Below are 11834 nucleotides of genomic sequence, written 5' to 3'. Positions count from 1 at the left end.
CCATCGATACAGCATTTTGACGTCTATCCCATGCCGTCTGGCTACCTGGCTCGCGTTTCCTACTTCTTGGGCTTCTTGGATCAGCTGCTGTTTAAACTCGATTGAATAGCGTTTCCGTTGCATAAAAAATCCCCCTCTGTTCTTCTGATACCAGCTTAACAGGATAAGGGGGTATGACTCAAATCCAATTTTGGGGCTTAAGAGATTTTTCCCTTCCCTTTCTCCCTGTGGTATAATGAATAAAAAACAATGGGGTGTATTATTGAAGAGACAGTTTTTGATGATTGTAAGAGATATAACCAAACCACAAATGGATCTGGCCGCCGATGTAGTAAAAGATTTTAACGAATTCATTAACTTGATCCCAATTGAGTCTAAATCTGATGCAGGCTATAGCTTATACCTCGATATCCAACAAGGAGATGTTGCTATAACCGTCTTAGAAACACGTACGTTCCTAAAAAACTGGTTTAAGCCTTTCAAAATCGAATGTGATTCGAATCCAAGAGACTTTTATTAAGAGTCTTTTTTTATTACACATGTTGTTGCAACGCCGTATTCCTTGATCAGCGTTCCGTACGTATCAAAATACTTAGTACGCCACCAAGGATGCACATTCTCGGATTGCTTTTTTCCCATAAAAACAAAAAACCCTCCCTTCCGACCAAGGGAAGAAAAGGGAGGCTGGGTGGACTGGGCTCAAATCTCTAGTTCACCAAGTCGAACGAGTTCGACTACTGCTTGAGATCGACCTTTGACCCCTAATTTTTGCATGACATTACTTATGTGATTGCGCACAGTCTTTTCGCTTATGAAGAGTTGTCCGGCAATCTCCTTGGTTGTCTTATCCTGGACCAAGAGTTCAAACACTTCTCTTTCGCGATTCGTTAACAACGGCTTGGTTTGGTCGCTACCCTTCAATCGTGCCACCCCTCCTTGTGGGCTCTACAGGAACAAGGTTGAGGGATTACAGAGTCACCTTATCCTATGTTGGGGGGGGGTGATGGTGCCGGAATTTCAAGCATTTTAGGCTTTTGCCATACATCCTATTCCAAAAATGGGCAATGGGTTCCGCACGTTACTCCGCGAAACTCTCCTTTTTATAGACGATTTGTCCATTCACCATCGTCAAGCAGACCTGTGTCTCCAAAATTTCCTCGACAGGCACCGCAAAGAGGTTGCGATCCAGGACGCACCGCTCCCGTTCTCTGCAAGGTTTGAAGTGCAAATACGTAATGGTCGCGCTCCTTCCCGATCCGCGAGGTGTACACTCCCCTCTCCGACTGAGCGAGATGCTCCGGCTGCATGGACGCAATGACCCCCAGCTTGGCAAAGCGATGCACGTCATAGGGATGCAGAACCTCGATATGCTCGACGCAATGGCGTGAATCCCGCTTCCCATTGACCCGCTGCGCCTCCTCAAATGCATCCAGAGCAAGCCGAATCGCTCCGTCTCCGATGGCGTGAAAGCGAATCTGAAACCCTTCCCGATCTGCTTCCACGACCCATTCCTTGATCACCTCAGGAGGGTATGTCGTGCTGCCTTGTGTTGCCGGGTTATCTGAATAGGGCTCGAGCAGGTAAGCCGTATACCCGGTGATGACCCCGTCGATGAACTGTTTCAGACCCGTAAATTGTAAAAATGGCGACTGGTACTGTGCCCGCAGCTGTTTGGCCCGATCCAAATCTCCATCCAAAACTGGGAGCAGATGAATGCGAACCGACAGCTCTCCGCTCTCCTCGCACTCGCGAAACAGCTCGTAGTTGACGAGCTTTCGGTTCAACTCCAGCCCATACAAATCATTGACAGAGGTTACTCCCAGCTGCCCTGCCTGCTTCAAAAACGAGTGAAGCAGCTCCTTCTGCTTGTCGATGGAAAAATCGAACGCGAGCTCTCCGCAAGGCATGATGGCGCCCTCGTACAAGATGCCCGTCGGCTCCCCGTCTTCATCCTTTTCAATCATTCCGTATTCCGGATTCTCCGTATTGCGATCGATCTGCACCAGCTCCAGCGCCTTGCTGTTTACCCATGCGTAGTGGCCCTCTGCATGAAATAGCAGCACAGGCCGATCCGAAACTACTTCATCCAGGTCCCGTCGATTTGGCAAACGCTGCTCTGTCCAATAGCCAGAATCCCAGGCAAAGCCAAGTATCCATGGATCTTCCGGCCGCTCTTGCGCGAACGCTCTGACCTGTTCGACCGCATCCGCGCAAGAACGAGCTGCGACCAGATTGATGCTGTTCATGGCTACGCTACCCATCATGAGGTGAAGGTGAAAGTCGTGAAAGCCCGCCATCACCAGCTGATCCTGCACATCGATGATTTGTGTCGCATCGTTTTTCCAGACCTCGACCTCTTCCTTTGTCCCGACTGCTGCAATCCTGTTTTCACAAATGGCGATGGCTGCTTGCACGGGATGATCCTCCAAGCCTGTAAACACCGCATTACTGAAGATGATCGTATCTGCGAATCGTCTCGCTGAACACATCGTAACATCCACTCCTTAGCCCTTTAGTTGAATGATTCAGCTTCCTCAAAATGAAGGGAAGGCGGAGGCTGCCGGAACAGCTTCGTCAGGTAGAGCAAATACCCCAGCCCCACCAAAAACCAGCAGCCGCCGAGAATCAGGGCTGTAGCCCCGAGGTTCATCCAAAAAACACCTGTGAAGAGGGCACCTACTAACGGCAAAAGCAGGTACAGGATAATCCCTTTTCCCGAACGTTGTTGATGCCGAATATAAAAGTGGAAGATGACGGCGATATTGACAAAGACGAACGCCAGCAACGCGCCAAAGTTGATCAGAGCCGTCGCGGTCAGCATATCCAAAAAATTGGCCATCATGGCGACCACCGCGATCACGATGATATTCCATACTGGCGTGCGAAAACGTGGCGACAAGTATCCAAAAAAGCCTTTTGGCAGCACGCCTTCCCGTCCCATCGCATACAAGATACGCGCTCCACTAGCACCCGAAGCAACAGCAGAAGCCACCGCCGCCAAGACGACGACTGCGAGGAAGAACGCGGACAACAGATTTCCACCGATTTGCATGAATAGCTCCATCCCGGCAGAATCAGGACTGCTAAAAGCCTGGAAATTTGGCTGTACCAGCTGGGCGAAGTAGGTAACGATGACAAACAGCGTCCCCCCAAGTAGTGTGATCAGCATGACGGCTTTTGGCATGGTTTTCTCCGGCTCGATCGTCTCTTCCGCCAAAGTCGTCACTGCGTCAAAGCCAAGAAATGAAAAACAGAGAAGTGGCAAAATAGCTAGGAGTGATGGAAAGGAAACCTGTGGATCAAAAAACGGCTGCGAGGATAGAAGCGTCCCTGCTCCCTCACCATTCAACAGATCTCGCATGCTGATGGCAACGAAAAGCACGCAGACGAGTACTTGCAGTAACACGAGTACCATATTCAGATTTGCCGCTAAAGGAATAAGCACCACCAGCAGCCGGGTACACTTTTACCAGCTGCCCGTAGCTGTAGGCAGTGACCAACATAATGCACAGGGCAAATACATAGCCGGTAGGCACCATCCCATTGGTTTCAGAAAGCGCGATTCCATAGGTGGCAAAAACCGTGATCGGTGCCATGAAGGCCATTCCAAACAAAACCGTATGGCGAAGAGAGAGGCTTCGCTTTAAAGAAGGCAGTTGTGGTTGTCCCACATGAATCGTTCCCCTTTCCAACTAACGAATGTTCGTTAGGCAAATTATAAGCAAGCTCTCTCTTATGTGTCAAAGAAAATTTGGAATATTCTACTTTTTCATATTCCTTCACATCGCTCCGCCTGCAGTCCTCGCCAAAAATGCTCCCAAATGCTTGTGATTCTCGCTTCCATTTGCTTTGGTTCGTAGACGTGAATTTGCATCAGAATGCCATCCATCATGCAGTAATAGGCAGCAATCAGCTGCTCCACCGGTCTCTTGCAGACAACCCCTTCCTCGATTCCCTGTTCCAATACTTCCGTTAGCACAGCAGACAACGCATCCTCCGAATGAAAAAATCCGTCCATGATCGATTCCTGCAAAAAAGGCGGAGGAAGAATCAAGGTCTGCTTTAAAAACAAGGTTCTTGCCTCATTCTCCAAGTAGAACTGACAGCTTCTCAGAAAGATCTTGTGCAGCGTTTCCTTTACGGATGTCCCCCTTCGCTCTGCAGCCAAGCGTTTTACATGCTCGACGATCTGCCAGTTTACCTCATGAAAAATGGTCACAAACAGCTCTTCCTTGCCTTTAAAGTGGGAAAACAGTGATGGTGTCTTAATTCCGACCTGCTCGGCAATCTGAGCCAACGTTGTTCCCGAGTAGCCATGCTTGCTAAACAGCTCCAATGCGGCTTGCTTGATCTTCTCTTTTGTCATAGATTCACCGTATGTATCCCTTCCTGTTCTTCAATAGCTGTTTCTACAAGTAAGCGTAAACTCCTTCGTTCATGCGGTGAGTGATAGAAAAACCCTCCTCCGTCACCGAAGGAGGGGGCGCTTATCTTAGCTATTCCTTGAATTGGAAAGAGCTTTTGATGCTCTCAACATCTATAAACATCTCCAGATACTCCTGCTTGCTGGCTTCGTCATCCGGTATGTATTGCACATCTGTTGGTGTAGCCCACGAGAAGATAGTGTCATTCTTTTCACCAAGCTTGGTGAGATGTATGATTTGGCTTAACGCTTCGCCCCGGTCTATTCGCTCATGATCCTGGTTGCTGGTACATGCTGTTATGAACACCAGTGCCAAAATCATCAGCAAACCATAGCGGAGAACAGAATTCATGCAGATTTGCTCCTCTCTATTGCTAACCTGCATGATTGGACGGTAGAAATCAGGTAGTCGTTTCCAATTCCAGTGCACGGCTTTAGATGAATGGCGTACGGTTGTAGCTTTGCTCGAATTTATCACGCAGTCCCTTTGCGAGGAGCGTAAACGAACCAATTGCCAGAATAAAGGCAATGAGTGGTGACAGGAATATCCAGATGGAATTGCCGTAGACAAAGGATCGATAGGAACCAAGCAGTCCCGCCCACTCATTGGTAATGGACTTGTAAATTACCGGATCCAGCGTCATGTAAGTACCGCCAACAAAAAGATCAAACATGCCGAGCAGGCCCATCAGTGTCATGATCGCGATCATCTCCGTCACCAGTATGATGACCAGCTGCTCCTTTAGATGCGGAAGGATGTGACGAAAAATGATTTGTTCACGGCCAGCCCCAAGAGACACTGCTGCAAGCACATACTGCGTTTCCTTGATCTGCTCGGTTTTCTGGCGAATGGATGCTGCCACACTCGGTACACCCAGGATCGCGACGGTGAAGATAAACATCGTTACCAGACCAGACGTAGAGAGTTCAGAGTTGATATTCACCCCTACCAGCAGGAAATAGACGGGAATGAAGATCGGCATGTAGCTCCATGCGTTTTCAATGGACAGCCACCACGCTTGCGGCTTGTCTTGTATCCCGATATACAGACCCAGAATGGTACCGAGAACTAGACGAATGAAGGAAATCGCAATCGTTACGAACACCGTATAGGGTGCCCCGTACAACAACAAGGTGAGTAAGTCAGCGCCCCATTTGTCCGTCCCTAGCCAATGCGCTTCGGATGGCGGCAGTGGAGGATACGTGATGACCGTTTTTCCGTCGACGACCGTACTGCTCAGTCTTTCCTGAAAATCCACTTCATAAGGAGCGATATGTGGACCTACCAGACCCAGGATGATGAGCAGGGCTACCAGAATACTTCCTATCCACAATGACCAACTGAATCGTTTTTGCATACATGCCCCTCACTCTTGCCTATTTATAGACCACTACTCGTTCAAACAGGTACAGAATCACCCGAATTAACAGATATACCAGCAAGGAAAGAAAGATAATACCCATGAGACCCATGACTGCTGAATTGAACTGATAAGCGGAGCTTTTGCTGAAAATAAAGCGGGTTAGCCCGACCACATTCAGCAAATACTCGACAATAAACAGATTGGCTACGGTGATCGCGATGGTCTTTTTCAAATCTGCGAGCAAAAACGGCATGATATTTTTATACACGTGATGAATCAAGACATGCCAAATGCTCATTCCTTTGGCCAAAGCCGTTTTAATGTAATCCTCGCCGCCAATCTGGACGTACTTGAGACTGATCACCTTGAGCAGAAAGATCGTCGGTCCGATGGAGAGAAGCAAGATCGGAAACCACGAATTGGCTGCATCGCTGGTTGGTGACAGTGTAATAATTCGTATGTTGGTCAACTTGTAAAAACTGACGGCCGCTAAGATTGATAGAAAAATCAGAATAAAGTCAGGAATCGTAGAAACGAGGTCTAGCAGCCTTTGAAACTTGCGTACGAACCCAAAACGCTGCAAAAACAAGCCGAACATTAAACCAGCCAAAACGGCAATCAATACGCTTGTAAACAGCAATTCAAATGTGCTGATCGCGAAAGGCAGGATATCTGCTGCAATGCTTCGCTCGTAATCTCCTAAATAATAGGTGCCTAGTGATCCGCCTGCAATCTGTTGAATCAGATAGACGCTGTGAGACACTACTTTTTCCGGGGCAAAGACGACCTCTTCCTTGACCGTGGTCAACATGATCGGACCGCCACAAATGACGATGACGAGGAAGAATACCCCTAAAATCTGCTTCACATATGCCAACCCTTCATACCCCCTTGCTCATTCCAACAATACACTATATAAAAAAAATCATCCAGACAACAAAAAATATTTTATCTTTTTTTATTATTCTATTAAATGCTTACTGCCAGCTTCATGTACTCGGCTTTTTCCTTCCCTATTGAAAGAAAAAAGGGTGTCGCCGAAAGCAGTCTAGCTACCTTCAGGAACACCCTCCGCTTTATTCCACCACAACCAGTTGAATCTCCATTCTTCCCATGTCCTGCAAATCCAGAGGAGCAGTCAGGGCCGTTCCCGTCATTTGCTGCAGATCAGCCTGAAGCAGTAAATGAGGAGGCGTGATATCAATGACAATTCCTTGATTGGACAATATCGTACTGGCATTGCCCGAGATCATGTTTCCCAACTCCGAAATCGCACTTTTCCCCATATCGTCCATTTCCTGAATCGGATAACCCCCCATCATGGCAGAAACGATACGGAGCGCCAGATCATCCTGTATGCCAAAAAACACTTCGCCCTGCACATGTCCGGTCATCCCGATCCGAAGCCAGGTATGTCCTTCCCGAAACGTCCATTCCTGCATCTCCAGTTCTCCTCGGGCTATGCTCACTTGGCATACCTGCTGGATCACGAAGGAAGCAGATTCCAAAAAAGGATGTAAGTACTGCACTTTCATTAGGTCCTCTTCCTTTCCCGGGCAATTATGCCTTTGTACCTAATCATAAAGTCGATTTTTGCCTGAATCAATAGCTTCGCGAAAAATGGCAGGGACAGAAGTCCGTATGCACGGAATGCCCGGAAACCATTCCTCCACTTTCGACCCAGTTCGAAAGGTATAAATACACTTGCTCGTTCTCAAGTCCAAAACCTCTACCCCGATTTCGTGACGGCTGAGCTGCCACATGGGAGGTGTCAACGTTTCGAAGGCAAACACAGTATCCCCGAAAGCGTAGCATTCCTCCAAGCAACGCCGAGAGGAATACTCATCGTCGGCTTCGAGCAAGTGAATCGGTTCAATCCCAAACTGTTGAATCAAGTGAATGCGATCCAGCCTCTGCTCCTGCTTTTTTTTGCTGACTGTACGCCGCGGCGACAGGACCGGATATTCCCTCTTCACATATTCCCAATTAATGCCGTGAAAAAACATGTTTTTTCCTCCAATCGTCAAAAACTTGGCAACTACCGGGTATTCCTCGATGAGAAAGGACGCTTTTCACAGAAAAAAGCCCAGCCTTTGCGTCTTACCGCCGCTACACTGGGCATGAAATCAATTTTCACTTCTTTTTGCCAACGACGATCATCTCAGCGTGTGCTTCCCGTCCCAGCGCATCCGTTGCGATCACCGACAATTTCTGCTTGCCTTCCTCGACGTGATCCAGCAGTAAGCGGAATTCTCCACGATCGTTAATATCAGCCTGCATGCGGCGATCGTTGTACACCATTTGCAGTTGAATCGCTCCTGACCCTACGACTTTCCCTTCGATCGGAAGCGTCTCTCCTTCTACACCCTCGACCTGTTTTTGCGGCAGGCTTAGTGTGGGGGCTGGAATAGAGCGTGCCTGGTAAGTAAAGCGCTGTTCACCGTGATTGAGAACAACAGAACCCGTAGTGGCGTCCACATAGCCGTAAACGACCAGTTCACTCCGATTGCCAGCTCCATCCTTGCCTTCGATGAGGATTCTGTTTTCCCCCTGCTTCAAGGATAGGGTATGCGTCATGTATTTTTGTACCGGCTTTTCCAACTGATCCTCTTCGAAGCTGGAAATGATCTGTCCATTGACGCTCACCTGTCCCTTGTAGCTTTGATCGCGATACATGAACCGGATTGGAACCATCATGCGTTTGGTTCCGGGGTCAAAGGTCATATCCTCAGCACCATCATTTTGGAAATGCAAGAGGGGTGGCGTCATATCGACGACCACACGCTGCGTAAACTGCCGCTTGTTTCCGTACATATCCTGCGCCTGAAAAGCCACGTAGTGAATCCCTTCCGTCAGTCGCAGCACGGTCTGAAACGAACCGTCTACCTCGACTTTGACCGGATTCTTGTTGATCGACAGCCGTACTCTGTCCATCATGTCTTCACCCGTGACCTTGCCGCTGATGGCCAGATCAGGCTGGTTCGTGATCTTCAGGTAACTGAACAGGTCATCAGGAAATTCCACGAATGGCGGAGTCGTATCGCTTTGTCCATTTACATGCACGACGCTGATGTTTCCTGCGTAATCAGAGGCGACGACACTCATCTTTTTATCCGGTTGATTGACACTCGTGCTCGTCACCTCCGGAGAGTAAGGTCCCCCTACCTTTTTCCCGTTCACGTAAAGCAAATAGCTCTGGACATCCTTGTCCTTACTGCTCCACTGCACGCGATTACCCGTTACCGAGGCGGAGATAACAGGAGCTTTCGTATCGACACGGACAGGCATCGTCAACGTTTGCCAGTTGGCATTTCGCCCATCGATCTTTGCTTTGATCACAAACTGGTACATCCCGTCCGGAACCTTTTCGTAGACGCCCTTTTCCGGTGAAAAGCTCTTGCCGTCCCAGCTCCATTCTTCCCGTTCCGTAAAGTAATACGGCGTACCCAGCTTGGATTGATCGTACTTGCTTACTTTTTCGTCCCGTATCAGCGAACGGATGAGCTTTCCCTGTTGATCGGTGACTTCCACAGTAACCTGGCGAGCATTTCGCAAAAAAGTGATCGACGGCGCTGCTACATCGTAATGGCCGTCACCATTTGGTGAAAAGGCGATTTTATCCGGATCGATCTTTGGCAATCCGTCTTCTGATACACCCGATACCCCCAGATAATCCCGGTATTTCCACTTGTCATTTCCCTTGTCATGATGCCAAGTTGTCTTTACGCCGGTCCGTTTCTCCTGGCTACCTGCCTTCCACATCGGCTCATCCATGATACGAGGTGCGTCCCAATTGCCATAGAAGCCCATGTAAGGCACGCGCAAATCAGGCAGCTCCTTGTCTACGGATTCGAACAGGACAAACCCTTCGGCAAACTGATTGGCATCCGTTCCCTTTGGAATTTGCAGGGTCAGCTTTACCTCAGCACGTTGTCCAGGAACTACAGTTACTTGTTGCGCGGAAATCTGCAGCTTGGCCCCTGCAAGTGGTGCTGCCGTCAGCATATTGATCCCGTCTTTTTTCAGATCCGTTAATACGCCGAACTCATCCTTGAGCTGGTAGGAAACCGGTTTTTGACCAAATTTATTGTCCACAAACAAGGAAAAAGTCGTCGATTCCCCGATTTCTCCCAAGGAAACGCCAGCCTTCCCTTTCTGATCAACTACGATGACAGGGGTTTTAATCGCTTTAGCCACCTGCATCATCCCTGCTCCCTGTACGCGAGGCGTGTAAGGTTTCTTCTCTGCCTTTCCTCGATCAGAGGCGGGGGTGGCTTCCTGCGGTTCGAGAATCGGCATGGCTGTATTCATCGCCGCCGCCTTCAATGTTTCCACGAGTGGCCTTCCTTGCAGCTTGCGGCCCTGCTTTTGATAGGCCTGCTTCATCAATGCCATGCCTCCTGCGACGTGTGGAGTTGCCATCGACGTGCCGCTTTTAACCGCATAGTCCGCGTCCCGTACCGTGGATAGAATGCCACCGCCTGGCGCTGAAATCTCCGGTTTAAATTGTAGATCCGGCGTTGGCCCCCAGGATGAAAAAGCCGACAGGGTGCCACCGTCAGGATAAGGCATCGGGTTTTGCGCATACTCCCCGTCGAAGGTAAGGGTTACTTTCTTGCCCTTTTTCAAAGCCTGAGCCATCTGTTCACCCATCTGCTTGAGAATGGCGACCGCAGGAATGACCTTGAGATGGTCAGCGCTGATAATGATCGGGCCGGGCTCATTGTTGTAAATCACTGCCCCGACTGCACCTGCCTCTTTGGCAAGACGCAGCTTTTCATCAAAGGAGATGTCTCCTCGCTCTAGCAGTACGAGTTTCCCTTTCACCGAGACGTTGTAGTCTTCTTTCTTACCTTTGCCCATGTAGACCATCTGATAGGGCGTAGGTAAAGTCGTCACCGGGTTCAATGCGGCACCGTTCCCAGCCTGCCCGTGGAGATAGACGACTCTCTCAATCCCGGATACCCCTTGAATCCGAAAGCTGTGCCCCGCAAGTGTAGTCGCATTGACCGAGGCAACCGATAAAGCATCAGGAGCCAGCCCAGGTGAGCCAATCATGGCCACGTCAGGATTTTGTGCGCGTACCTTGTCACTCCCGAAATACGCGTCATTGCCTGCAGCGGCTACCACGATCACCCCGTTGTCCACCGCTTTTTTGATCGCATATTGCTCTGTATTCGTCTCGTCGACGTAGCCCGCAGACGACCCTAGACTTAGATTGATAACATCTGCTTTTTTGGCAATGGAATCGCTGATTGCAAATAAAATGGACTCGCTTAGACCAGGCACTTCACCCTGGTAGTTGGAAAAGACCTTCTGACTCATCAGTTGCGCTTCAGGTGCTACGCCTGTCACTTTGCCGTTGGCGGCGATGATGCCCGCTACATGTACGCCGTGCTGGGACTCCCCTACGTCTTCCGTAATTTGATTGCGATCCGCCCAGTTGTAGCCAGCTAATACTTTTTTTGTCGATCCAGACTTTTGCTGCGCCAAACGCTTGTCTTTGGGTGGAGGAAAATCCGGATGCTTCGGATTAATTCCAGTATCGATGACCGAAACCAGCATACCTTCCCCTTTTACACCCGCTTCCTCCCATGCTTTTGTCGCTTCGATCATATCCAGGGTCGTATTGGATGCTTGAGGCATCTGCTCCCCCAAGATGCGATTCTCCGTATGAATCCACTCGTCCGCCCGAAACGTGTGATGACCTTTTGTTGTTGCAGACGAGCTCGGAGCTGTATGTAAGGTGCTTTTTGCACCGTACAGATCTTGAATCACCTGCTCATATAAAGGGAACGATTCCCCTGATGTTTCTGCTACCGCCTGCCATGAGTCCACCGCTGATGTCGGAAGCAAAACGAACGCCAACCCGATGCTGATAATCTGTTTTTTCATTGTTTGCCCCCTTTAGGAAAAGGATTCCTCTCTTTCAGTTTTCACTGGGAGGCACTGTCGTATTCTCCTTTCCGCTATTTCGTGCGATTCTTGGACACCCTGCAAAAGCGCCTGAGCCGGCCACTGCTGGCGATCTCCGCGGGGAAAGAGTC

General features: G+C 49.3%; 13 protein-coding genes. 1 reads left to right on the top strand and 12 read right to left on the bottom strand.

What is annotated here, in order from left to right; all coding sequences use genetic code 11:
* A partial coding sequence (locus EDM52_RS25705) for a transposase (protein WP_148038763.1) occupies positions 1–123 on the bottom strand: 123 nt, incomplete at its 3' end.
* 112 nt (positions 124–235) lie between these two features.
* On the opposite strand from EDM52_RS25705, the gene EDM52_RS15595 reads away from it, so the two are divergent.
* On the top strand, positions 236–520 hold the full coding sequence (locus EDM52_RS15595; protein ID WP_183185132.1) for a hypothetical protein: 285 nt from the start codon (positions 236–238) through the stop codon (positions 518–520).
* Positions 521–699: 179 nt separating this feature from the next.
* Here the strand turns inward: EDM52_RS15595 and EDM52_RS15590 are convergent, their stop codons facing one another.
* The 11 genes from EDM52_RS15590 to EDM52_RS15545 form a co-directional block, all read right to left on the bottom strand.
* Positions 700–921 carry a helix-turn-helix domain-containing protein gene (locus EDM52_RS15590; RefSeq protein WP_003387736.1) on the bottom strand — a complete coding sequence of 74 codons (222 nt, stop codon included), beginning with the start codon at positions 919–921 and terminating at the stop codon, positions 700–702.
* A gap of 179 nt (positions 922–1100) precedes the next feature.
* On the bottom strand, positions 1101–2489 hold the full coding sequence (locus tag EDM52_RS15585) for an amidohydrolase (RefSeq protein WP_122909894.1): 1389 nt from the start codon (positions 2487–2489) through the stop codon (positions 1101–1103).
* A 23-nt stretch (positions 2490–2512) separates the two neighbouring features.
* The gene (locus tag EDM52_RS15580) at positions 2513–3415 is read right to left on the bottom strand and encodes an APC family permease (protein ID WP_245996989.1); all 903 of its coding nucleotides are present in this window, start codon (positions 3413–3415) and stop codon (positions 2513–2515) included.
* Positions 3339–3671, bottom strand: coding sequence for a hypothetical protein (locus EDM52_RS25200; protein WP_245996985.1), 333 nt, complete (start codon positions 3669–3671; stop codon positions 3339–3341). The genes EDM52_RS15580 and EDM52_RS25200 overlap by 77 nt, the downstream gene beginning before the upstream one ends.
* A 98-nt stretch (positions 3672–3769) precedes the next feature.
* A complete protein-coding gene (locus EDM52_RS15575; protein WP_122909893.1) occupies positions 3770–4366 on the bottom strand; it encodes a TetR/AcrR family transcriptional regulator in 597 nt (198 codons plus the stop codon).
* A 130-nt stretch (positions 4367–4496) separates the two neighbouring features.
* Entirely contained in the window at positions 4497–4775 is a 279-nt protein-coding gene (locus EDM52_RS15570; protein WP_122909892.1) for a hypothetical protein, read from the bottom strand.
* 82 nt (positions 4776–4857) lie between these two features.
* Positions 4858–5781: an ABC transporter permease gene (locus tag EDM52_RS15565; RefSeq protein ID WP_122909891.1), complete on the bottom strand. Its 924-nt coding sequence runs from the start codon at positions 5779–5781 to the stop codon at positions 4858–4860.
* Positions 5782–5800: 19 nt separating this feature from the next.
* Positions 5801–6655, bottom strand: a complete 855-nt coding sequence (locus EDM52_RS15560) for an ABC transporter permease subunit (RefSeq protein ID WP_122909903.1) — start codon at positions 6653–6655, stop codon at positions 5801–5803.
* Between the two features lie 208 nt (positions 6656–6863).
* Entirely contained in the window at positions 6864–7322 is a 459-nt protein-coding gene (locus EDM52_RS15555) for a chemotaxis protein CheX (RefSeq protein ID WP_122909890.1), read from the bottom strand.
* 39 nt (positions 7323–7361) lie between these two features.
* Positions 7362–7793, bottom strand: a complete 432-nt coding sequence (locus EDM52_RS15550) for a hypothetical protein (RefSeq protein WP_122909889.1) — start codon at positions 7791–7793, stop codon at positions 7362–7364.
* Positions 7794–7920: 127 nt separating this feature from the next.
* Positions 7921–11682 (bottom strand): S8 family serine peptidase, encoded by a 3762-nt coding sequence (locus EDM52_RS15545; RefSeq protein ID WP_122909888.1) that lies wholly within the window; start codon positions 11680–11682, stop codon positions 7921–7923.
* Between the last annotated feature and the right edge of the window lie 152 nt (positions 11683–11834).

It is taken from the genome of Brevibacillus invocatus, from assembly GCF_003710915.1.
Lineage (GTDB): Bacteria > Bacillota > Bacilli > Brevibacillales > Brevibacillaceae > Brevibacillus > Brevibacillus invocatus.
Note: the sequence above shows the minus strand (reverse complement) of the source record. Positions and strands in the feature narration are given on the sequence as shown.